Source organism: Micromonospora sp. S-DT3-3-22, from assembly GCF_015354745.1.
Classification (GTDB): Bacteria; Actinomycetota; Actinomycetes; order Mycobacteriales; family Micromonosporaceae; genus Micromonospora; species Micromonospora wenchangensis.
In genome coordinates, this window is the sequence record NZ_JACGMO010000002.1 from 1 (window position 1) to 21860 (window position 21860).

Sequence of the window (21860 nt, forward strand, 5' to 3'; positions counted from 1 at the left end):
CGGCCGGGCCGCGCGGCCAGCAGCCCGCGCGGCGCAGGAGAGCGCACGGCGGGTCCGTCGGCGGCCGGCGGGCCGGTAGCGGGGTTGCGGTTACTGCGCCTCCGGCGGGGGCGCTCCGGCTCCAGGATGGCCGGGGCTCCGTCGGCGGCTTGCGGGCCGTGGGTGGTGGCGGTGGGGAGCCATCCCGCCCACCGTCGACCCGGGCGAGCCGAGCAGACCACCGCCCGACCCGCCAGCGTCCGACCGTGCGTCAAGGCCGTCTTGACGTGGCGGGCCGGGCGGAGGCCCGCTCCACAGGAGTGCGGGTCGACGGCAGACGGGATGGCGGTGGTTGTGGTTGTGCCGTGACGCTGTGTGCGTTGGTGTGGTACTGATCAGGGTCGCTGACAGAGGGCTTGGAGGGTGAGGGTTGATGGAGCCGGATGTGACTGCGTTGGCTGGTGTAGTGGTGCCGTACGTGGCGGCGGCTGCGGGAGCGTATGGGGCGGGTGTGGTGGCGCGGGTGCAGGAGGTGGCAGCGGACGCGACGGTGGGTCTGGGCGGGCGGTTGTTGCGTCGGTTGCTGGGGCGGAAGGAGTCCGCGCCGCTGGTGGAGGCGGCGGTGATGGATGTGGCCGAGGATCCGGCTGATGAGGATCGGTTGGCGGCGTTGCGGTTGCAGATCCGTAAGTTGGTGGCTGCCGATGCGCAGTTGGCTGCGGAGTTGTCGCAGTTGTTGGTGTCGGCGGGGGTGACGGTCACGGCGTCGGGTGAGCGGTCCGTTGCCGCGCAGACGATCAGTGGGGTGGTGATCACCGGGGATGGCGGCCAGGTGACTCGGTGACCGATCGCGATGCTGCCGGCCTTGGTGGGGTGAGCGCTGAGGGTGGCCGGTCGGTTGCGGCGGGTGAGATCAGCGGGTTTGCTATCACCGGGGATGACGCGAAGGTTGATGCGCGGAGGATCGAGCTGCATCGGCCCTCGACGGTACCCGATTTGGGGAGGCGGTTGCATAATCTGCCCAAGCCTCCGACTCGGTTGTTTGTGGGTCGTCAGGAGGAGTTCGCTGAGCTGGAGGAGGTGATGTCGGCCGGTAGTGGGGTGATCTGTCAGGCGGTGCATGGCCTAGGTGGGGTGGGTAAGACCGAGCTGGCGTTGCAGTACGCCCACCGGGGGCGTGATCGGTATCTGGTGCGGTGGTGGGTGACTGCTGATAGCCCGGGGGCGATCGAGAGCGGTTTGGCGACGTTGACGGCCCGAGTGAACCCGGAGTTGGTGTTGACGGCGACCACGGCGGAGGCTGCGGGGTGGGCGGTCGGTTGGTTGCAGAACCAGTCGGGTTGGTTGCTGGTGTTGGACAACGTGGAGCAGCGTTCGGATGTCGAGCCGTTGTTGGCGCAGTTGGACACGGGGCACCTTTTGATCACGACGCGGCGTGACGTGAACTGGGAGTCGCTGGTTGACGGGTGTCTGCGTCTGGACATGCTGGATCGTGAGTCGGCGGTGCGACTGTTGTTAGAGAGTGGCCAGCAGCAGGATTCCTTGTCGGCGGCGGTGTTGGCTGACGAGTTGGGGTATCTGCCGTTGGCGTTGCAGCAGGCGGCCGGCTATCTGAGGCAGACCCGCCTGCCGGTGTCGGTCTATCTGGATCGGCTTCGGGCGCAGCCTGCCGAGGTGTTGAACACGATCGCGGAGGGGGACCAGGCGGAGCGGGCGGTGGCGCAGGTGTGGCTGCTGACCCTCGACCGACTGCGCGAGGTCCGGCCGGCAGCGATCGACCTGCTACGGATTCTGTCGTGCTACGCGCCGGACGACGTGCCGCGCTCGATCCTGGCCGGATTTGCCGAGCAGCCGGGTGCTGTCGACCAGCTGCTGTCGGCGTTGGCCTCGTACAACCTGGTCACGCTCACGCAGACGACAGTCAGCACTCACCGGCTCCTTCAGACGGTGGTTCGCGGTCAGGCGCAGATGCGGGCCGAGGGCGACTACCGCGACGAGCACAGCGAGGTACCCGAGTCGTTGTGGCAGCAAGTCCTTGATCGCTCGTTGGCTCTGCTCGACCAAGCCAGTCCACGAGGCAATCCATCAGAGGACGTAGACATCTGGCCGCAGTGGAGGGCACTCGCCTCACACGTGGAAGCGTTTGCTCAACACATGCCCGAGGACACCGTAGATCTGACCTTCGCTTCCCTGCTAGGCCAGGTTGGTTTTTATCACTACACGCAGGCCAGGTACGGCCAGGCTCTCCAAGCTGATAAGCGGGCGTTGGAGATCAGCGAGGCAGCGTTGCCGGCGGGACACCCCACCATCGCGCTCCGGTTGGACAACCTGGCGGGCACGTTGGGGGATCTGGGGCGGGCGGAGGAGGCGTTGCCGTTGCAGCGGCGGGCGTTGGAGATCAGCGAGGCAGCGTTGCCGGCGGGACACCCGGACATCGCGACCCGGTTGGACAACCTGGCGGGCACGTTGGTGGGTCTGGGGCGGGCGGAGGAGGCGTTGCCGTTGCGGCGGCGGGCGTTGGAGATCAGCGAGGCAGCGTTGCCGGCGGGACACCCGGACATCGCGACCCGGTTGAACAACCTGGCGCACACGTTGGGGGATCTGGGGCGGGCGGAGGAGGCGTTGCCGTTGCAGCGGCGGGCGTTGGAGATCAGCGAGGCAGCGTTGCCGGCGGGACACCCCACCATCGCGCTCCGGTTGGACAACCTGGCGTACACGTTGGTGGGTCTGGGGCGGGCGGAGGAGGCGTTGCCGTTGCAGCGGCGGGCGTTGGAGATCAGCGAGGCAGCGTTGCCGGCGGGACACCCGGACATCGCGCTCCGGTTGGACAACCTGGCGTACACGTTGGGGGATCTGGGGCGGGCGGAGGAGGCGTTGCCGTTGCAGCGGCGGGCGTTGGAGATCAGCGAGGCAGCGTTGCCGGCGGGACACCCCACCATCGCGACCCGGTTGAACAACCTGGCGCACACGTTGGGGGATCTGGGGCGGGCGGAGGAGGCGTTGCCGTTGCAGCGGCGGGCGTTGGAGATCAGCGAGGCAGCGTTGCCGGCGGGACACCCCGACATCGCGATCCGGTTGGACAACCTGGCGTACACGTTGGGGGATCTGGGGCGGGCGGAGGAGGCGTTGCCGTTGCAGCGGCGGGCGTTGGAGATCGAGGCAGAAATTCAGCGTAGACGGTCTGCTTCGAATCATGCGGGCTGATTGCAGCAACTTGCCCAGCCCTGGCTCCGGCGAGTGACTAACTGAGTGACGACCAGGTCGCACCCTGGTGGACAACTACGGACTTCGAGGGACGTTCGGATCCAGCTCGATGATGTGTAATGGCTGGTGGGAGTGGCTTGGTTGTTGCCTGGGGGTCAAGGGGTCGTCGGTTCGAATCCGGCCGTCCCGACAGCACGAAAAGAGGCCGTCGACCGGGATATTCTCCCTGGTCAACGGCCTCTAATTCGTACTACAGCAGTAGGGATTCCGTGACCTAGACGGCGCGTAGCTGGGGACCACCTGGGGGCGGTCGCTCAGGCGGCGTGGATTGGTACCGGGTTCGCGGGGAGCTGCCAGCCGCCGCCGCGGTCTTCCTTCGCGAAGCGGGCGGTCAGGTCGGGGATGTGCAGGAAGCAGGCCAGCGCGGTGGTGGCCTGGAAGGCGTCGATCGCGGCCTGGCTCGTCGGCATGCCCAGGCGCAGCAGGCGCGGATTGACCTCTGCCTGGATCTGGTTGATGAACGGCCGCAGCGTGGTCTCGTAGTTGGCCAGGGCGGTGGTCAGGTCGTGCGGGCGTCGGTTGATCTCGCCGGCCAGGACGTAGGCGCCGACCAGGCCGCCGGAGATGCCCATGCCGCTGTAGGGGGAGGCGCAGTGGGCGGCGTCTCCGGCCAGGACGACCCGGCCGCGGGACCACGAGTCGATGCGGACCTGGGCGATCTCCTGGGAGTAGAAGAACGGGCTGGTCGTCATGCCGTCGATGAACCGTTCGGTCTGCCACCCCGCGTCGCGGAACCGGCCGGCCCAGAACTCCTGCTGGACCTCGACCGGCTGCCGGTGGATTGCCGAGGCTTCGGCGGACTCCTCCCGCATCACGAAGTACACCTGGGTCTCGGCCGGGTTGTGGCTGCGGCGCATGATCTGCCGGCCGCCCGGGACCATGTACGTGTCGCGGATGTTGCTGTCGGAGGCGATGCGCGGGACGAACCAGTAGGCCATGTGGATGCCGACCCGCCAGTACGGGTCGGCGCCGTCCGGGAGGATGGCCCGCCGCAGACGCGAGCCCTGACCGTCGGCGGCGATGAGAAGGTCGAACTCGCCGGTGGATCCGTCGGAGAAGTGTGCGACGACGCGGTGTTCGTCCTGTTCGAAGCCGTCCACGCTACGGTCGAAGAGGTATTCGGTGTCGTCCTTCGTCGCGTCGTGCAGGATACGCACCAGGTCACCGCGCATGATCTCGTACTCCGAGGTGAGGGTCTGCCGGCCCCGGCCGGAGGTGTTTGCCATGATCGTGGCTTTGGCCCGGCCGTGTGCGTCGATGAAGGCGACGCCCGCCTCGTCGACCAGCTTGCCGCGTACGGCTTCGAGCAGTCCCATCCGGCGGATGGCCTCGATGCCCTGACCGCGCAGGTCGACCTGAGCCCCGCTGGCCCGCAGGGCGGGGAAGCGTTCGGCGACGGTGACCCGGTGTCCGCCGCGCGTGAGCCAGAAGGCCAGGGCCTGCCCGGCGACGCCACCACCGGCCACGAGGATGCGCAGAGAGTGGTTGGTCATGTCCCTCACCCCGAATTCTATCGGTGAATGATTCTCTTCGAGGTTATCTATCGGCGATAGACTTGGCAACGTGACAAAAATCCGCCGCGAGATCGTGGTCGCCGAGGCACTCGCCCTACTGGACGAGGCCGGGCTGGACGGCGTCAGCACGAGGCAGTTGGCGAAGCGGCTGGGCGTCGAACAGCCCACGCTCTACCACTACTTCCGCACCAAGAAGGACCTGCTCGCCGCCCTGGCGCAGGCGGCGATGGCGCCGCACGCCACCGCACCGCTGCCGGCACCCGGTGACGACTGGCGCGCCTGGTTCCTGGAAAACACCCGAAGCTTCAGGCGCACCCTGCTGCTGCACCGCGACGGCGCGCGGCTGCACGCCGGCAGCGCACCCACCGGCGACCTCGACCGGATCCGTCACAAGATGGCATTCCTGGTCGCCTCCGGCCTCCCCGAACGCGACGCGCAGATGGCGATGCTGACGGCAAGCCGTTTCACCGTCGGCAGCGTGCTGGAGGAGCAGGCCGACACAGGATCAGGTGCGGACCTACCGCCCGACATCCCCACGATCGATCACGAGTCAGCCTTTGAGGCCGGTCTGTCCCTCATCCTGGTCGGCCTGAGCGACACCAGCCGACCCGCCGGACCCATTCCGTGTGAAATCCGGCGCAGCGACCTACGTAGCGCCACGAGCATTCCCTAGCGGGCTATACGGCCGGTGAGCCTGCGATCGATGCGCCGCAACGCGTGTACGCCGACAGCCGACTTCTGACCCCTAAGCACCCCTGAGTTCGTTCACAAACCCCCAGAGAAGCGACGAACTCCGGGGAAGTGACGGCGAGCGTGTGTTCGGTAGCCGATCCGATGCTGCGGAAGGGGATCCGGCTGCGGCCGGCGACGAGTAGACCCTCGCCCCTGGGCGCAGACAGCAGTAGCCGTGATTCCCCGGCGGTCAGGCCGAACGCCTCGCTGACCGCGTCGATCTACTGGGTGGACTGGCACCGCGCCTGTACGAACGTGACCGCCTCGGTGGTCGGTGCGGACACCCCGACCATCGACGCCGTCAGCGCATTCGCGACGTCGATGAGTGCCCCCGTCGCCGGGACCGCGAACGCCGACAGAACGAACCCGACCACCAGCCGGGGCAGCAGTTGCTTCACCTGGTAGCGGGTCTCCACCGCGTCACCGACCATCACGGTGACGCGCGCCGACCGTGCCGAACCGTGGACCTCGCCGCCCCGAAGGTGGTCCCCACCGGGCGGGCATGCCGTGGATGACATGCACCACCCAGATCTCGGCTGTCAGGCCGATCGAACCCGCCGCAGGCCTGTCACGCCCTGACCGAACCGATCAACAGGGGGTTCCCGGGCCCGCGCACCGCACAGACCGGCGGGTCCTCGACGCCCCTGCGGTGGTCTCTCGACTCACCGGCGGTCCCGCTTCGCCGCACGCAAATGAGACCGGTGCGGCGCATCCGGTACGCCGAAAACAGTTGTCTATCGAACCTCTGTGGTAGCTGCTCGGTGAGGGGAAGGTAAAGAGCAGCAGTTCAGGGCCTTGATTTACTTCGATGGGTCGAGGCTTCTCTGCTATCCCGTCTCACAATCCGGCGCGTACGCTTGTACTGCTGATTTTCGAGGTGTGGGAGTCACCCGAGGATGCCTGATTCGAGGTGCTCGGCTGCCGCCTTCGAGTGGCTGCTGTCGGGGTGGGCATAAACGCGTTTGGCGAGCGTGCCGCCGTCCGCGTGACCGGCCCACGCCCACCAGCACGACGTCGGGGACTCCGGTGCCGGCCAGGTAAGTCAGGCAGGCGTGCCGAGCAACCTTTCGGCCCCGACCTTGGAGTGCCTCAGGGCCTTCGTGACTGTCGTGGGCATCGGTAGGCCGCCTTTGCCGGCCGCCGACTCCCCGATCTCACCGTCGAAGAGCGTCCCGGTGTTGTCTCCGGCCGCGATCGTTTCGGCCGCGAAGTCGATATCGGACCAGCGCAGCCCGCACACCTCGGCTGGCCGCAGGTCCATCAGCGACGGCAAGCAGGGGGGCGTAGAGGCGTTCGGCAGCACCCCCGGCATCCTGATCGACCGCGCGTAGGACGGACACCGGGGGTCACGCCGGCTTTCTGAAATTCGTTTGGTGAGCGTCCCACTCGGATGCCCTGATCGCCGTGCTACGGCGTCGTGACGGTCAGCGGGGGCGTCGCCGGTGCGCCGTCGACGAGGAATCCGAACGTGGTCGAGGCGTCAGCGGCCAGCGATCCGTTGTAGCCGGCATTTCGGACCGTCACCGACGAACCGCTGGTGCTCAGCGTGCCGTTCCACAGTTGGCTGATGGTGGCGCCGCCGGCCATGGTCCACCGCACGGTCCACCCGTTGATCGGTGCGCTGCCCGCCGTCACGGTCACTTCGGCCTGGTACCCGCCCGACCACGTGTTGACGATCCGGTACGTCGCGCCGACCTGCCCGGTGGGTGCCGGGGTGGTACCCGTGGGTGACGGCGTCGCCGGCCCGGTTGTCGGAATGGCCGGGCCCGGGACGAACTCCCACCTGGTGCCGGATGAAGTAGCGTCGGTGGCGAGGCGGTCGCGGGCGGTGGTGTCGCCGTACAGGCTCCACCGCATCCAGTCGAGGTAGGTCCTGATGGCCCGGTTGTCGGAGAAGTAGCTGCTGTGGTCCCCGCCGATGAAGGTGAGGAACGCCTTGGGCGTGGGCATCTCGGCGTACGACTGGCGGGCCGAGGAGTACGTCGTCAGGGTGTCCCGGTCGCCGTGGACGAACAGCACGTTGGCGCGAACCACCGGGCTCGGACCGCCCATCCTGATGCTGGACATGGCGACCGCTGCCTTGATCCGCGCGTCGGGGAACGCGGTGAGCAGCGCGTTGGTGGTCATGCCGCCCATGGAGTAGCCGGACACGCCGACGTTGGCCGTGTCGATGTGGCCGGCCAACGGGTCACTGCCGGTGTTCAGGGCGAGTGTCCGGGTGATGGCTTCGGAGACGTCCCGGGGCAGCTCGCCGTTGTAGGTGTCACCGATGCTGGCCTTGGTGAAGACGGGGGCCGGGACGATGAAGCCGGCTGCGGCCATCGGTCGGATGTGTGCCAGGGCGCCCTGTGGGCTGGCGCCACTGCCGTGCGTGTACTGGCAGACGGGGAAGACGCCCGGGGCGACCGGTGCGTTGGTGGTGGGGCCGCTGCCGGATGGGCCCGTGGAGGGGTAGTACACGAAGGTGGTCACCTGACGGTTGCCGCGCATCCAGTTGTACTGGCGTACGCCCACCGCGAGCGGTGTGGTCGGTGCGGTCCGTAGCGGGCCGACCGTGTCGGCCTCTGCCTGCCAGGGGCCGAGCAGGGACGCCGCGCCCAGGCTTGCCGCGCCGGCAGCGCTCAGCCGCAGAAGGTTCCGTCGTCGCATGAGTGTCACTCCAGTTCCGTGAGAAGTCGTCACCGTGGGGTCCGCGTACCCGGGCAGGCCGGCCTGCCGGGAAGGCGGTCGGACGCCGTCGCCGGGCTGCCGCCACGTCCGGCCCGTGGGCGTGGACGTGGCGGCGTGGGCCGGCGTCGACGAATCGTCGTCGCGGCGGGTCCGCCGGCCCTACCTCGATCTCAGCGGATGCTCCATCGCTGGTTCGACCCGCCGGCGCAGGTCCACAGGATCACCCGGGTGCCGTTGGCGGTCCCGCCCGACTCGGCGTCCAGGCACAGGCCGGACTGGGCGCCGCTGATCGTGCCGTTGGGGTTGACGTTCCACCGTTGGTTGGCACCGCCGGTACAGTCCCAGATGATGGCTCTCGTGCCGGGGGACGTGCCGCCGCCCTCAGCGTCGAGGCACTTGTTGCCGTACACCCGCAGTTGTCCCGCGCCGGTGCGTTCCCAGCGCTGATTGGATCCGCCGTTGCAGTCCCAGAGCGCCACCGCGGTGCCGTTCGCCTGGGCCGCGTTGATCACGTCCACGCAGCGGCCGGAGGCGGTGCCGACGATCGCACCGGCCGTCGAGGGCGGCGACGAGGGCGGCGGGGTGGTCGAGGCGTCAAGACCGAAGAAGTGGATGGTTTCGTCCGCGAGAATTTGCAGGTTGTGTGGTTGGCCGGTTTCCTGGATCGCTTCGACCCCATTGCCGTAGCGAGTGCGGACCCAGCCGGAGCGGGGTTGGTTCTGTTCTGTGGATGTCGGCGTCTGGCTGACGCCGAGCACGTTGGTCCACTGCTTGATCTCTTCGCCGAAGTTGGGGAAGCGCAGGGTGTCGTCGTTGGTGCCGTGCCACAGTTGCATCCGTGGCCGGGCGCCGGAGTAGCCGGGATATGCGGCCCGCACCGCGTCACCCCACTGCTGGGCCGACCGGATGATCTGTCCGTTGGCGCAGGCGGTGTTCCACGAACTGGGGCCGGCGAAACATCCGAACGGCACGCCGGCGTACGCCGATCCCGAACGGAATACGTCAGGATAGGCGCCGAGCAACACATTGGTCATCATGCCGCCGGACGAGTGACCCGTCACGAAGATGCGCCCCGGATCCGCGGCTTACCGTTGTTTGACATAGTTCACCATCGACACGATTCCGAGGGAGTCGCCGCCACCGTTGTGGCTCAGCGAGGCGGTCGAGTGGACGTCCCAACATCCGTCACTGCTGGGGGCCGACGGGTAGATGACGACGAATCCGTACCGGTCGGCCAGCGATGCGTAGCTGGTGCCGCCATAGAAGTCCTGTGCGGTGCCGTGACACCAGTGCACGCCCACCACGACTGCCGGATTCGGTTTGACGCTCGCCGGGACGTACAGGAACATCCGCGCCCCGCTCGGATTGGCTCCGAAGTTGGTGATCTCCTGGAGCGAGGCGGCAGCCGCAGGCGGTGCCACCGTCAGCGCGCCGAGTACGACTGCGACGATGCTAGCGGCCCCGACGGCGATGGCACGGAGCCGGTTCACGGTTCGCCGGCTCATCAGTGATCCGCCTGGCTGCCCCGGACGACGCACGAGCGGTTGTTCTCCCAGCCCCAGCCGTCGCCGTCCGGGTCGCTGCCGGCGCTGGCGCAGTACGGGTAGCCGTTCGGGGCGGTGGCGCTGGGAGTCGGCGCGCCGCTGTCCGCGCGGCCACCCCGCACCACGCAGGACCGGTTGTTCTCCCAGCCCCAGCCGTCGCCGTCCGGGTCGCTGCCGGCACTGGCGCAGTACGGGTACCCGTTGGGCGCGGTCGGCGGCGGGGAGGTCGGGGTGGAGGTGCCCAGCAGCGTCGTCAACGCCGGGAAGAACCTCGCTTCGATCTTGCGAATGCCGGTGGTGTCGTTGGGGTGCACGCCGTCGACGGTGTCCTGCGCCGTGTTGAAGCCGGTGTACTGGTCCACCACCCGCACCGGTGACCTGCTGGTGCTGTTGGTCGCGGCCCACCCCGGAATACCGGCGTTCAGGCTCTGCACGTTGGCGTTGCAGGTGCCGCACCCCGCCGGGGTCATCGGCAGGATCTGCGCGACCAGCACCTTGACGTCCGGGTTGTTGGCCCGCATCTGCGCCAGCAATTTCGAGTACGCGCTCAGGATCGCCGGAGTTCCCTTGTTGCTCCAGACGTCGTTGGTGCCGAGCATCATCACGACGACATTCGGTCTGGTGGCGGACAGCCACCCGGGAAGGAGATTGCCATCGGCGATTCCCGTCGCGAGGAAGCCGCCGTGGCCCTCGTTGTCGACGTCGAAGGTGCCGGAGCAGTACGGGTTCCGCAACGTTCCGACAAAGTCGACGTTGGAGTATCCGGAGGACTGGAGGTGTTGCCAGAGCAGCGAACGCCAACAGCCGTTCGATCCGGTGATCGAGTCACCGAGGAGCATGACCCGGGTGGATGCCGCCGCGCTCGCCGACGGCTGAACGAGGAGGTACGGGGCCAGGATCGCCAGGAATGCGACGAGGGCGTAACACCATTTCTTCTTCACGGTAGCTCTCCTTGAGGATCGTTTTCGCCGCGTCCGGCCTACGGGTCGACGGGGGCCTGACCGGCCTTCTCCGGCGTCGACCACGGCCAGGGCGGTCCGGGTACGGGCATGGCTGATCGTTTGATCGGGTGGCGTGGGCGCGTCCGGGGTCTCGGCCACCCGCTGGTGGTCAGCTGACCGCGCAGTTGACCACCGGTGTCGGGTTGCTGCCGGTCGAGGACGCCAGGAAGCCGAAGCTGGTCGTGCCACCCGGTGCCAGGCCGCCGTTCCAGCTCACGTTCCGTGCGGTGACCGTCGCCCCGGCCTGCGTGACCGTGGCGTTCCATGCCTGCGAGACCTGCTGGCCGCTGCCGAGGCTGACCGTTGCGGTCCACGTCGATGTGGCCGCCGTCGAGCCGTTGCGGACGCTCACCTCGCCCTGGAATCCTCCGGACCACTGGGAGACCACCTGGTACGTCGCCGTGCATCGCCCGTTGCCGGGCGGGGGTGTCGACGGTGGCGGGGTCGGGGTGGCGGAGGGGGCCGGGCCCGGCGGCGAGGTGGGCGGTGGGGTACCGCCGAGCACCCGGGCGAGCGCGGGGTGGAAACGGTTGGCCATTTTGCGGAAACCCGATTCGTTCGGGTGCACCCCGTCGCCGGTGTCCGTGGCTGCGTCGAAGCCGGTCCACTGGTCCACGACGACGATAGGTGACTGGATGGTGGTGAGACCGGCGGCCCAGCCTGGAATCCGGTTGTTGAGCGTGATGGTGTCGGCGGGGCAGGTGGTGCAGCCGTGGTGCGGGATGATCTGCGAGACGATGATCTTCATGCTGGGGTTGTTCGCCCGCATCTGCCCGACCAGTTTGGTGAACGCGGCGAGGATCGTGTCCATGGACTGCCAGCCGCCCCAGAGGTCGTTCGTGCCCAGGTGCATCACGACCACATCCGGCCGTGCCGCGCTCAACCAGGGCGGGAGCTGGTTGTTGTCGGCGATGCCGACTGCGGAGAAGCCGCCGTGGCCCTCGTGGTCCGCGTCGTAGGAGAAGCCGTAGTTGCAGCTTCCGCCATCCGAGGCGCTGCCGACGAAGTCGATGTTCGAGAAGCCGGCGGTCTGCAACTGGTTCCAGAGCAGGGCGCGCCAGCAGCCGGGGCCCGCGGTGATCGAGTCGCCGAGCGGCATGATCCTGGTCGGCACCGCCGCCGACTGGCGGGGGGCCGACCGTACAGGGGTGCCGGGAAGCACCATGGTGAGCGCCAGGGTCGTAATGATCGCGGCGAGCACCGCGTGACGAAGGGGTTTCCGCGACATCGGGGACTCCCTATCGCGTCGCAGTGAGCAGGTGGTCGCGGCCGAGGCGGGCAAGCGTGGCCGCGGTCAGGCTGGCGGCCATCGGCGAGTCGGCTGGAGCCGACGCCGGCAGGGCATGGTGACGTGTCATGGATGCTCTCCTGAACTGGAGGGGAGCGTCGATGGGAGCGCATCTAGGAGCTTTATTCATTAACATGATTAAGTCAAGCGGGTCGATGTGTGAAGCGTCGTCGAGGCGGTGACGCTCAGCTGCGGCGAGCGAGAAGGAGTTCGGTAGTCGGCCGTGCCACGCGGCGGCGGGTCACGCCGCCCGTGCTCCAGCACGCCTCACGTACTCTCCGGCATGCAGGATCTCCCATGCCGGCGACCACCGCCGTGAGTTGACCGGCACGGCGATGCGGCAGAGCCCACCACAGAACGCACTACCGCTGCGGTCGTCAGGCTGCGGTGAGGTGCAGCACGAGCGCCTGTACCGGCCAGAGGGCGGGCAGCTGCAGGCCGACCTCGGTGAGCACCCGGCCCGGGACGACGACCGGTGTCTTGCCCACCCACGCCGGGGTTGCCCATCCCCACTGCGGCGCGCCGATCTCGTCGCGGAGGCGCACCGAGTAGCGGCGCTCCGGGTCCAGACCGTCCAGCCGCAGCCGTTCGACCAACGCCTCCTCGAACGAGCTGACCGTGCACACGGTGAATAGTGCCTCGTCCCGGCCGGGGGCGACCACGCCGCGCACCCGCAGCGCCGGATCGCGCACGTCCGGGTGCACCACGGTGCCGGTGTGCAACAACCCGCGGAGTTCCTTGTAGAGGTCGGCGAACGCGGTGATCGCGTCGACCTCCTCGTCGGTACACCCCACGATGTCCCACTCGAACCCTGCCGAGCCCTGCAGGGCGGTGGCCATGCGGTAGGACAGCGTGGTGGCGCGACCCGACGAGTGTGCGGGCGAGGGGCCCACATGAGCGCCGACAAGCTCCGGTGGCAGCAGGAGTTCCGTCCAGCGTTGGATGTCCTGCCGCTCGACGGGGTCGTTGGAGTCCGACGCCCACACCCGGTCGGTACGTTCGAGGATGCCGAGGTCGGCGCGGGCCCCGCCCGAGGAGCACGACTCGATTTCGAGGCCCGGGTGGTCGGTTCTGAGGCGCTCGATCAGCCGGTACGTGGCGAGCGTCTGCGCGTGCGTGCCGGGTACCCCGTCGTGCACCGGCTCGACCAGGTCCCGATTGTGGTCCCACTTGATGAAGTCGATGCCGAGCCGGCCGATCAGCGCGGACATGTGGGCTTGCACATGCTGCCAGGCCTCGGGATGGGCCAGGTCGAGCACGTACTGGGTGCGGAAGGACAGCCCCGCGGGCGACGGGACCGACGCCGGGTTGGCGAGCAGCCAGTCCGGGTGCGCGCGGGCCAACTCCGAGTCGAGGTTGACCATTTCGGGCTCGAACCACAGCCCGAACTGCATGCCGAGTGAGTGGACGAGGTCCGCCAGGGGTTCGAGGCCCTGTGGCCACACGGTCGGGTCGACCTGCCAGTCGCCCAGCCCTGCGGTGTCGTCGCGGCGGCCGAGAAACCAGCCGTCGTCGAGCACGAAGCGCTCCACGCCCACGGCGGCGGCCCGGCGTGCGAGCTGCTCCAGGCGCGCGGGGTCGTGCCGGAAGTAGACCGCCTCCCACGTGTTGAGCACGAGCGGCCGGGGGGTACGGGGATGCTGGGGCCGCGCCCGTGCCCAGGTGTGAAAGCGGTCCGTGACGCCGTCGAGACCTGCGGCGGACCACGCGAAGTACGCCGTGGGGGTGCGGTACGACTCGCCGGGCGTCAGGCGCACCTCCCCGCGACGCAACAGCTCGCCGACGCCGAGCAGTGTGACGTGCTCCGTGACCCGGTCGGTCCGGTGACGGACGTCGGCACTCCAACCGAGGTGGACCGCCCACGCCTCACCCCGGCGGTTGCGCGGCGCCCCGATCGACGCGATCGTCACCCAGGGTGCGTCGTGCCCCCCACGGCCGCGGCGCGACTCACGGGTGGTCGTCCCCCGGGGCATGGCCGTGGTGAGCGGCGCCTTCTCCCGGGTCCAACGCCCGGAGAAGGCGGTGAGGTGGTCGGCGGTCTTCGGCACCGGGAGCGTCGCCTCCAGCCATTCCACCTCGACCTCCCCGGCACCGTCGTTGATCAGCTCGTGCTGCAGGAGCGCCAGCCCGCCGGCACCGAGTTCCACCTGGATGCGCAGGGTCAGGCCGGCGTCGGTGTCGGTCGCGGTGACACGCACGGACCCGGAGTCCTCGTGCTCTACCTGCGACGACCAGCGCGGATAGAGGGGACGGCCGTCGCGGGTGGCGAGCAGACCCGGTCGGCCTGACCAGCCGTTCGCTTCCTCGGGCACGACCGGTAGCCGCCAGGCGGCGTCCAGCGTGCCGGGCGTCGTCTGCCGGCTGGTGGCCAGGTCCAGGGCGTCGAGGTCGCCGGCCTCCAGCGGGCCGAGGTCGGCGCCCCAGTGCAGGACGGCGGGCAGGCCGCTGGCGGTATGGGCGAGGATGATGGCCACGCCGTCGCGGCGCAGTGTTGTCCAGGCGGTGTGCGGTACGGGGGTGTGTGGAGACGACATCTCTCTCCTGGATCTCGTCGGGCGGGGACCGGGCGGGGTGGGTGGGGACGTCAGGCGGGCGTCCTGGCCATGTGCTCCACGGTGACGCTGCGCAGGACGTGGAGGGCGCCGCCGATGGCGGCAGCGGTGTCCACGTTGGCGGACAGCAGGACGCGGGGCCGGCTGAGCTCCCGGCTGAGCGCGTGGCGGGTCAGCTCCGCCTCGATGAACTGCTGGTAGAGCGGGCCGGCGCTGATGAGGGCGGGTCCGGCCAGCACGACGGTGTCGAGATCGAAGAGATTCACCATGGTCACCGCCGTGCGGCCGATCCAACGGGCGGACTGCTGGAGGATCGTCGTGGCGTCCGGGTCGCCCGCCTGCCAGCCGCGCACGACGCGTCCGAAGTCGGCGAGGGTGTCCTCCTCGTGGGCCCTGATGCCGAGGCGTTCGGCGAGGTCGGGGCGGGCGAGCACCTGCGCGACGACCGTGCGCGGGCCCGCCTCGGCCTCGGCGCAGCCGCGGTTGCCGCAGACGCAGGGGGCGCTGGCGCCCATGAGCCCCACGTGCCCTATCTCGACGGCGTTCGAGGCGCGACCGCGGTAGGCGTTGCCGTCCGCCACGATGCCGCCGCCCAGGCCGGAACCCAGGTAGATGAGCCCGAACGTGTCGGTCGGCACCGTGCCGGACCACTGCTCGCCGGTGGCCGCCGCCGTCGCGTCGTTCTCCAGCAGGACGGGTAGCCCGAGCCGGTTCGACAGTGTCGACGTCAGGGGGTACTGGAGCCAGTCGGGCGTGGGGTGGGCCATCAGCAGCATGCCGCGCTCGCGGTCCTGAGGCCCGTGGGTGACCAGGCTGACGCCGAGGACCCGCCCGCGCGGCACGCCCGCGCGGTGTACCAGGTCGTCGACCTGGTCGGCCAGGGTGGAGACGGCCGCATCCGGCCCGCTGGTCCCGGTGCCGCGGAAACCGGCGGTCGCAACCCGCCGGCCGGCGAAGTCGATCACAACTATCGTCGTCGTGGTGCGGTCGAACTGGACGCCGACGGCGTACCAGGCATCGGCCTCCAGCTCCAGCAGACGTCGGGGCTGGCCCCGGCCCTGCTGCTCACGACCCACCTCGCGCACGAGGCCCCCGTCGAGCAGGCGGCGGACCACATGGGTGATCCTGGCCTGCGTGAGGCCGGAGAGTTCGGCGAGCTCCACCCGGCTGAGCGTGCCGCGGGTGCGCAGGAGATCGAGCATTCGCCCGGCCGTGGTGACGCGGCCATCGTCGTTGCGGAGCATGCCGGGAGCCCTCCTGGATCCGATCGGGAGCTGGAGCCGGGTTGATCACTCCCGCTCATATGTTCATCCGATCAACTAAATAGCGCAAGGGTCGACGAGGGTGACCTCGTTGGCCCGGCGAGGCCGATGGGTCGAGATCGGCGCGGTGGGGTCGGGCTGGACGACGGCGGCATGCCAGGTGACGGCGTCCAGCTCGGACGGACGCCGGCGATGATCCAGGTGTATCCGCTGTTCATGGCCCGTTTAGGGTGTTGCGAATCCTCGGCGGGGTGGCCCGTCCCTGATGGTGGTCGGGGCGGGGCTGGGCGGCTGTGACCAGCTGCCCGCCGGTTCCGGAGCGAGAACTTATCGAGATCAATCCGCCCCATGCATTGACTGAGTAAATTTAGTCGCTTAAGAATACATGTCAGGCCCGTCCTGGGCCATGGCGGGCGAGCATCGCCCCCGCGCGTGAAAGGACCAAGATGTCTCTTCTCACCGGCATGTCGCGTCGCACCGCGGCGCTCGCCGGCGCAGCCGCGCTCGGCCTCGTGCTGACCGGCTGCTCCGGCGGGACCACGTCCGCCGGCTCGGAGGCCACGCTCGTGGCCTACACCGGTCAATCGGGCGACTACCAGATCAACTTCAACCCGTTCTCGCCGTCCCGGATCGGGGGTCTCGGCACCATCTACGAGACACTGTTCTTCGTCAACAAGGCCAAGGTGTCCGACCTCGTACCGCTGCTCGGCACGCAGCAGTCCTGGAACACCGACGGCACCGTCCTGTCGGTGACCCTGCGCGACGGGGTGACGTGGAGCGACGGTCAGCCCTTCACCGCGAAGGACGTCGCGTTCACCTTCAGCCTGTTGAAGAACAACGCGGCCATCAACAACATCGGTTTCGACGGCACCGCCACCGCGGTGGACGACACCCACGTCACCTTCACGTTCAAGGCACCCGCCTTCGTCAAGGGCCCCGACCTGCTCGGTGCCGTACCGATCGTTCCGGAACACCTGTGGAAGACCATCAGCCCCACCGAGGACGTCGTCGAGAAGCCGGTCGGCACCGGTGCCTACCTGATCGGCGAGTTCAAGCCGCAGGCCTTCACCTATGCGGCGAACCCCAAGTACTGGGGCGGCGAACCGAAGGTCAAGAAGATCCGTTTCGTCGCGCTGTCCGGCAACCAGGCCGGCGCCGACGGCATCGCGGCCGGCACGGTCGACTGGTTCACCGGACCGATCCCCGACATCAAGAACACCAAGAAGAACTTCCCGAAGTACGACGCGTACACCCAGTGGCAGAACCAGATGGTGCTCGCCACCTGCTCCAGCGTGCAGATGGGCTGTAAGGGCCCGCAGACCGACCCTGCCGTCCGGCACGCCCTCTACTCCGCCCTCAACCGGACGCAGCTCAACAAGCTGGCGTTCCAGGACACCGCCAGTGCCATCTCCCCTGCCTTCACGCTCACCCCCAGCCAGGACCGCTTCGCCGCCGCCAGCCTGGCGGAGAAGGTGGCACCGATGGCCGCCGAACCGCAGAAGAGCGCGCAGGTTCTGGAGCAGGCCGGCTGGGTCAAGGGCTCCGACGGCATCTACGCCAAGGGCGGCCAACGGCTGTCCCTGACAGTCGAGGTGGTCACTGGTTGGACGGACTACATCACCGCGATCGACACGATGGCCTCGCAGGCCAAGGCCGCCGGGATCGAACTGCAAGCCGCCCAGTCCTCGTGGAACGAGTGGACGGAGAAGAAGGGTTCCGGCAACTTCCAGCTCGTCATCGACTCGTTGGGGCAGGGCCCCGCGCCGGATCCGTTCTACCTCTACACCTACTTCTACGATTCCGGCACCGGGGCCAAGGTGGGTAAGTCCGCCGGAAACAACTTCTCCCGCTACGCCAACCCCGAGGTCGACAAGGCGCTCGACGACCTGGCCGCGCTCCCGCTCGACGACCAGGCGGCCCGGCAGCCCTACTTCGACACCATCCAGCAGGCGATCGTGCGGGACATGCCGTACGTCCCCGTCCTGACCGGTGGGACGACGAGTGTGTGGAACACCGCGAAGTTCAGCGGCTGGCCCTCGGACCAGGACCTGTACGCCTTCCCCGCGGTGTGGTCGTCCCTCGACGCTGCGGAGATTTTCAAGCGGCTCAAGTCCCAGAGCTGACCGCCCCGGACGTCGCCCCCGAGGAAAGAGCGCTGCCGTGAGTTATTTCCTTCGCAAGCTGGGTTTCTACGCGGTGGCCCTGTGGGCCGCCCTGACCCTCAACTTCGCCATCCCGCGACTCCTGCCCGGCAATCCCGTCGACATCCTGCTGGCCAAGCTGCAGCAGCGGGGCGGCACGGTCAGCCCGGAGACGCGCAAGGCGTACGCGCTCCTCCTCGGGGGCGACGACACCGGCCCCCTGTGGAGCCAGTACCTGGACTACCTCAAGAACCTCGCGCGCGGGGACCTCGGGGTCTCGGTGAGCTACTACCCGGCCAAGGTCTCCGACGTGATCCTGGGGTCGCTGCCCTGGACCCTGGTGCTCGTCGGGGTCGCCACCGTCCTCGCCGCGCTGCTCGGGGTGCTCCTCGGCGCGATCGTGGGGTGGCGCCCCGGCACCTGGCTCGACTCGTTGGTCCCGGCCACGACGCTGCTGGCGGCCATCCCGTACTTCTGGCTCGCCCTGATCCTCACCTACCTGCTGGCCCGGGTACTCGGCTGGTTGCCGCTGCAGGGCGGCTACGACGTCGCACTCACCCCCGGCTGGAATGCGGAGTTCATCCTCTCGGCGGTGCGGTACGCGATCCTGCCCGCCCTGACCATCGTCCTGGCGTCGATCGGCGGATGGCTGCTCGGCATGCGGAACATGATGGTCTCCACCCTGTCGGAGGACTATGTCCTGACGGCGGAGGCCAAGGGCCTGTCGCCGAGGAAGATCCGACGTTCCTACGCGGCGCGCAACGCCGCCCTTCCCTCCGTGGCGGGGTTCGCCATCTCCCTCGGGTTCGTGGTCTCCGGCTCGGTCATCACGGAGCAGGTCTTCTCCTATCCCGGGATCGGCGGGCGTCTGCTCGGCGCCGTGACGAACAACGACTATGCGCTCATGCAGGGGGTCTTTCTCTTCATCACGCTGGCCGTGCTCGGCGCCAACCTGATCGTCGACCTGCTCTACGGCCTGATCGACCCGCGCACCCGCGCCCGGCACTGACGGGGGACACCACGATGACGAACCTCACCCCCGCCAGCGCGCCGACCATGGCCGACGCCGCCGACACGCTGATCCAGCCGCCCGGCTCGACGGGCCGTCCCGTCCGGGCAGGCTGGCGCATGCTCCTGCCCTCCATGACGCCCTGGCTGGCCATCGGTCTCGCACTGGTCGTCGGAATCACGCTCTTCGGAATCCTTGCCGTCTATGTCGTGGGCGACCCCAAACAGATCCGGGACCAAGGGCTCACGCCGCCGTCGGCGCAGTTCCTGCTCGGCACCACCCAGACCGGACAGGATGTGCTCGCACAGCTCGCCTACGCCACCCGCGGCTCGCTGCAGATCGGCGTGCTCGTCGGCATCCTCGCCACCGTCCTGTCGGCGTTCTTCGGCATCTACGGCGCCTACCGGGGCGGGATCGTCGACGAGGCGTTCTCCCTGTTGTCGAACGTCTTTCTCGTGATCCCCGGTCTGCCCCTGGTCATCGTGATCTCGGGCTTCGTGCCCCGCGAGAGCCGTGGCGTGTGGACCATCGTCGTGGTGCTCGCCCTGACCAGTTGGGCCGCGTCGGCGCGGGTGCTGCGCGCGCAGACGCTCTCGGTGCGAAACCGCGACTACGTCGCCGCGTCGAGGGTCGCTGGCGAGAGACCCTGGCGGGTCATCGTCGTGGAGATCCTGCCGAACCTCCTGCCCGTCATCGCGTCCCAGTTCGTGTTCGCGATCATCGCCGCGATCCTCGGCGAGGCCGGTCTGGCCTTCATCGGCCTCGGCGCCTCGAACTCCGCAACGCTCGGCACGATGCTCTTCTACGCGCAGAACGGGTTCGCGCTGTCGCTCGGCGCCTGGTGGTGGTTCGTGCCCCCGGGCCTGATCATCGCGCTCTTCGGCATGGGCCTGTCCCTGGTGAACTTCTCGATCGACGAGACCATCAACCCCAAGCTCAGGAACCTCCGCCTGCACCGCAGGCGCGCGCGGCAGGCCGCGCGTAGGCAGCGGCGGCTGGCCCGACGCGGCCCGGCCGCCGCAGGCACCCCGGCCGCCCGCTCGACCGTCTCGGAGGTGCCCCCGCGATGAACACGGTGCTCCTGAACGACAACACTCCCGCTGGCGGCGTGCCGAGGGCCGACGCCGTTCTGACGGTCGAGCACCTCACCGTCGTGTACGAGGCGGACGCGCCGGTCACGGCCGTCCGGGACGCGAGCCTGACTCTGCACCGGGGGGAGATCCTCGGCCTGGCCGGTGAGTCCGGGTGCGGCAAGACCACCCTGGCGTACGCGATCAACCGTCTGCACCGCCCGCCCGCCCGGATCGCGTCCGGCCGTGTGACGTTCCACGACGGCGGTGGCGAAGACATCGACGTGCTCGCGCTGACGGACGCCGAGCTGCGCGCGTTCCGCTGGGAGAAGCTCTCCATGGTGTTCCAGGGGGCGATGAACGCCCTCAACCCCGTCACCACCGTGCGGGCGCAGCTGCGTGACACCCTGTTGGCCCATCGGCCCGGCCTGTCGCGGGCGCAGGTGCGCGAGCGATCCGAAGAGGTGCTGCGACGCGTCGGGGTGGACCCCCGGCGGCTGGGCTCCTACCCGCACGAGCTGTCGGGAGGGATGCGCCAACGAGTCATGATCGCGATGGCGATGCTGCTCCAACCGAAGGTCATGATCATGGATGAGCCCACGACGGCTCTGGATGTGGTCGTCCAACGCGAGATCCTGGGCGAGATCATGCGGCTCCGCGACGAACTGGACTTCGCCGTCGTCTTCATCACGCACGACCTGCCGCTCCTGCTGGAGATCAGCGACCGCATCGCCGTCATGCTGGCAGGCGAGATCGTCGAGCTCGGTGCGGCCGGCCTGCTGTACCGGCATGCGCGGCATCCGTACACCCGCCGGCTCCTCGGCTCGTTCCCCAGCCTGTCCGGAGCGCGCGGGGCGTTCATCCGGTCCGGCGTCGACGAGACGACCGTGGCCGACGGCACCATCGAGGAGCGGGCATGACCCTCGTCCACGTGACCGACCTCGTCAAGGACTACGGACTCCGTACGGGCCTACGTCGCACGCGGCTACGCGCCGTCGACCACGTCAGCTTCGACCTGATCCCCGGGCGCACCGTCGCCCTCGTGGGGGAGTCGGGGTCGGGGAAATCCACCATCGCCAAGATCCTCACGCGGATGGAGAAACCTACGTCCGGCATCGTCGACGTGCGCCTCGACGACGGCACCCCGGTGCACGGGTCGCTGTACCGGCGGCAGGTGCAGATGGTCTTCCAGGACCCGTTCGCCTCCCTCAACCCGTTCCACTCGATCGAGCACCACATCGCCCGTCCGCTGCGCATCCACCGGCGCACCCGCACCGCCGCCGAGACACACGCGCGCGTGCTGGAGATGCTCGAACGGGTCAACCTCACACCTGCCGAGACCATCGCGCCGCGCCGCCCGCACGAACTCTCCGGCGGCCAGCGGCAGCGCGTCGCGATCGCCCGCGCGCTGGCACCGGGGGCGCAGGTGCTCATCGCGGACGAACCGGTGTCCATGCTCGACGTGTCGATCCGCCTCGGGGTGCTCAACCTCATGGGTCGCCTGCAGCGGGAGGACCGGCTGGCTGTCCTGTACATCACCCACGACCTGGCCACCGCACGGCATTTCTCGGACGAGATTCTCGTGCTCTACCGCGGTCGGATCGTGGAGCGCGGGCCGTCTGACGCGGTGATCCTGGACCCGCACCACGACTACACCAAGTTGTTGGCGAGTTCGGCACCAGATCCCGAGCGCCTCGACCGGGTCACGGCCGCGGTCACGGTCGACCGCGACGCGATCGACAACGGCGTCTGCTACGACCACCGCACCCGCCGGTGGGTGGAGGCCGGGGTGCCCTCGGTCACGGCGACCGGCATGCCCGCAGGCTGACGCTGG

18 protein-coding genes, 1 tRNA gene and 1 pseudogene are annotated in these 21860 nt (G+C 68.9%); 9 read left to right on the top strand and 11 right to left on the bottom strand.

What is annotated here, in order from left to right; all coding sequences use genetic code 11:
• Positions 1-412: 412 nt before the first annotated feature.
• The 3 genes from H1A17_RS00595 to H1A17_RS00605 all read left to right on the top strand — a co-directional run bounded on the left by H1A17_RS00595 (position 413) and on the right by H1A17_RS00605 (position 3373).
• The gene (locus H1A17_RS00595; protein WP_194820733.1) at positions 413-823 is read left to right on the top strand and encodes a hypothetical protein; all 411 of its coding nucleotides are present in this window, start codon (positions 413-415) and stop codon (positions 821-823) included.
• Positions 820-3183, top strand: coding sequence for an FxSxx-COOH system tetratricopeptide repeat protein (gene fxsT / locus H1A17_RS00600; RefSeq protein ID WP_194820734.1), 2364 nt, complete (start codon positions 820-822; stop codon positions 3181-3183). The genes H1A17_RS00595 and fxsT overlap by 4 nt, the downstream gene beginning before the upstream one ends.
• 87 nt (positions 3184-3270) lie before the next feature.
• Positions 3271-3373, top strand: a tRNA-Asn gene (locus tag H1A17_RS00605).
• 124 nt (positions 3374-3497) lie between these two features.
• On the opposite strand, the gene H1A17_RS00610 is transcribed toward H1A17_RS00605, so the two are convergent.
• Positions 3498-4736 (bottom strand): FAD-dependent monooxygenase, encoded by a 1239-nt coding sequence (locus H1A17_RS00610; RefSeq protein WP_194820735.1) that lies wholly within the window; start codon positions 4734-4736, stop codon positions 3498-3500.
• 70 nt (positions 4737-4806) lie between these two features.
• Between H1A17_RS00610 and H1A17_RS00615 the strand changes: the two genes are divergently transcribed.
• Positions 4807-5430, top strand: coding sequence for a TetR/AcrR family transcriptional regulator C-terminal domain-containing protein (locus H1A17_RS00615; protein ID WP_194820736.1), 624 nt, complete (start codon positions 4807-4809; stop codon positions 5428-5430).
• Between the two features lie 280 nt (positions 5431-5710).
• Here H1A17_RS00615 and H1A17_RS00620 read toward each other — a convergent pair whose 3' ends face one another.
• The 10 genes and pseudogenes from H1A17_RS00620 to H1A17_RS00655 form a co-directional block, all read right to left on the bottom strand.
• A complete protein-coding gene (locus H1A17_RS00620) occupies positions 5711-5920 on the bottom strand; it encodes a hypothetical protein (protein ID WP_194820737.1) in 210 nt (69 codons plus the stop codon).
• A 611-nt stretch (positions 5921-6531) separates the two neighbouring features.
• Complete coding sequence (locus H1A17_RS00625; protein WP_194820738.1) at positions 6532-6792, bottom strand: hypothetical protein; 261 nt, start codon at positions 6790-6792, stop codon at positions 6532-6534.
• Positions 6793-6896: 104 nt separating this feature from the next.
• On the bottom strand, positions 6897-8138 hold the full coding sequence (locus tag H1A17_RS00630; RefSeq protein ID WP_194820739.1) for a cellulose binding domain-containing protein: 1242 nt from the start codon (positions 8136-8138) through the stop codon (positions 6897-6899).
• Positions 8139-8329: 191 nt separating this feature from the next.
• Positions 8330-8995 carry an RICIN domain-containing protein gene (locus H1A17_RS35390; protein WP_309236657.1) on the bottom strand — a complete coding sequence of 222 codons (666 nt, stop codon included), beginning with the start codon at positions 8993-8995 and terminating at the stop codon, positions 8330-8332.
• Positions 8978-9229 (bottom strand): annotated as a pseudogene (locus H1A17_RS35750) (prolyl oligopeptidase family serine peptidase); the annotation flags it as partial. The gene H1A17_RS35390 and the pseudogene H1A17_RS35750, both read right to left, overlap by 18 nt.
• Positions 9230-9244: 15 nt before the next feature.
• A complete protein-coding gene (locus H1A17_RS35755) occupies positions 9245-9664 on the bottom strand; it encodes a PHB depolymerase family esterase (RefSeq protein WP_375372777.1) in 420 nt (139 codons plus the stop codon).
• Positions 9664-10644, bottom strand: a complete 981-nt coding sequence (locus H1A17_RS00640; RefSeq protein ID WP_309236650.1) for a carbohydrate-binding domain-containing protein — start codon at positions 10642-10644, stop codon at positions 9664-9666. Before H1A17_RS00640 ends, H1A17_RS35755 begins: the two co-directional genes overlap by 1 nt.
• 169 nt (positions 10645-10813) lie before the next feature.
• The gene (locus tag H1A17_RS00645; RefSeq protein WP_194820740.1) at positions 10814-11932 is read right to left on the bottom strand and encodes a cellulose binding domain-containing protein; all 1119 of its coding nucleotides are present in this window, start codon (positions 11930-11932) and stop codon (positions 10814-10816) included.
• 437 nt (positions 11933-12369) lie between these two features.
• Entirely contained in the window at positions 12370-14526 is a 2157-nt protein-coding gene (locus H1A17_RS00650) for an alpha-galactosidase (RefSeq protein ID WP_194820741.1), read from the bottom strand.
• A gap of 50 nt (positions 14527-14576) precedes the next feature.
• Positions 14577-15788, bottom strand: a complete 1212-nt coding sequence (locus H1A17_RS00655) for an ROK family transcriptional regulator (RefSeq protein ID WP_194820742.1) — start codon at positions 15786-15788, stop codon at positions 14577-14579.
• 482 nt (positions 15789-16270) lie between these two features.
• Here H1A17_RS00655 and H1A17_RS00660 point away from each other — a divergent pair, with 482 nt between their 5' ends.
• The 5 genes from H1A17_RS00660 to H1A17_RS00680 are packed head-to-tail and all read left to right on the top strand — an operon-like array spanning position 16271 to position 21854.
• Positions 16271-17929 carry an ABC transporter substrate-binding protein gene (locus tag H1A17_RS00660; RefSeq protein ID WP_228542666.1) on the top strand — a complete coding sequence of 553 codons (1659 nt, stop codon included), beginning with the start codon at positions 16271-16273 and terminating at the stop codon, positions 17927-17929.
• Between the two features lie 37 nt (positions 17930-17966).
• On the top strand, positions 17967-18956 hold the full coding sequence (locus H1A17_RS00665) for an ABC transporter permease (RefSeq protein WP_194820744.1): 990 nt from the start codon (positions 17967-17969) through the stop codon (positions 18954-18956).
• Positions 18957-18970: 14 nt separating this feature from the next.
• The gene (locus H1A17_RS00670) at positions 18971-20026 is read left to right on the top strand and encodes an ABC transporter permease (RefSeq protein ID WP_194820745.1); all 1056 of its coding nucleotides are present in this window, start codon (positions 18971-18973) and stop codon (positions 20024-20026) included.
• The gene (locus H1A17_RS00675; protein ID WP_194820746.1) at positions 20023-20946 is read left to right on the top strand and encodes an ABC transporter ATP-binding protein; all 924 of its coding nucleotides are present in this window, start codon (positions 20023-20025) and stop codon (positions 20944-20946) included. The genes H1A17_RS00670 and H1A17_RS00675 overlap by 4 nt, the downstream gene beginning before the upstream one ends.
• Positions 20943-21854, top strand: coding sequence for an ABC transporter ATP-binding protein (locus H1A17_RS00680; protein ID WP_194820747.1), 912 nt, complete (start codon positions 20943-20945; stop codon positions 21852-21854). Before H1A17_RS00675 ends, H1A17_RS00680 begins: the two co-directional genes overlap by 4 nt.
• Positions 21855-21860 lie beyond the last annotated feature (6 nt).

Excerpts from the sequence above, each read along its gene's own strand:
- H1A17_RS00595 (WP_194820733.1), top strand. The coding sequence starts at position 413 with ATGGAGCCGGATGTGACTGCGTTGGCTGGTGTAGTGGTGCCGTACGTG.
- H1A17_RS00610 (WP_194820735.1), bottom strand. The coding sequence starts at position 4,736 with ATGACCAACCACTCTCTGCGCATCCTCGTGGCCGGTGGTGGCGTCGCC.
- H1A17_RS00620 (WP_194820737.1), bottom strand. The coding sequence starts at position 5,920 with ATGGTCGGTGACGCGGTGGAGACCCGCTACCAGGTGAAGCAACTGCTG.
- H1A17_RS00630 (WP_194820739.1), bottom strand. The coding sequence starts at position 8,138 with ATGCGACGACGGAACCTTCTGCGGCTGAGCGCTGCCGGCGCGGCAAGC.
- H1A17_RS35390 (WP_309236657.1), bottom strand. The coding sequence starts at position 8,995 with ATGCAACTGTGGCACGGCACCAACGACGACACCCTGCGCTTCCCCAAC.
- H1A17_RS35755 (WP_375372777.1), bottom strand. The coding sequence starts at position 9,664 with ATGAGCCGGCGAACCGTGAACCGGCTCCGTGCCATCGCCGTCGGGGCC.
- H1A17_RS00645 (WP_194820740.1), bottom strand. The coding sequence starts at position 11,932 with ATGTCGCGGAAACCCCTTCGTCACGCGGTGCTCGCCGCGATCATTACG.
- H1A17_RS00650 (WP_194820741.1), bottom strand. The coding sequence starts at position 14,526 with ATGTCGTCTCCACACACCCCCGTACCGCACACCGCCTGGACAACACTG.
- H1A17_RS00655 (WP_194820742.1), bottom strand. The coding sequence starts at position 15,788 with ATGCTCCGCAACGACGATGGCCGCGTCACCACGGCCGGGCGAATGCTC.
- H1A17_RS00660 (WP_228542666.1), top strand. The coding sequence starts at position 16,271 with ATGTCGCGTCGCACCGCGGCGCTCGCCGGCGCAGCCGCGCTCGGCCTC.
- H1A17_RS00670 (WP_194820745.1), top strand. The coding sequence starts at position 18,971 with ATGACGAACCTCACCCCCGCCAGCGCGCCGACCATGGCCGACGCCGCC.
- H1A17_RS00675 (WP_194820746.1), top strand. The coding sequence starts at position 20,023 with ATGAACACGGTGCTCCTGAACGACAACACTCCCGCTGGCGGCGTGCCG.
- H1A17_RS00680 (WP_194820747.1), top strand. The coding sequence starts at position 20,943 with ATGACCCTCGTCCACGTGACCGACCTCGTCAAGGACTACGGACTCCGT.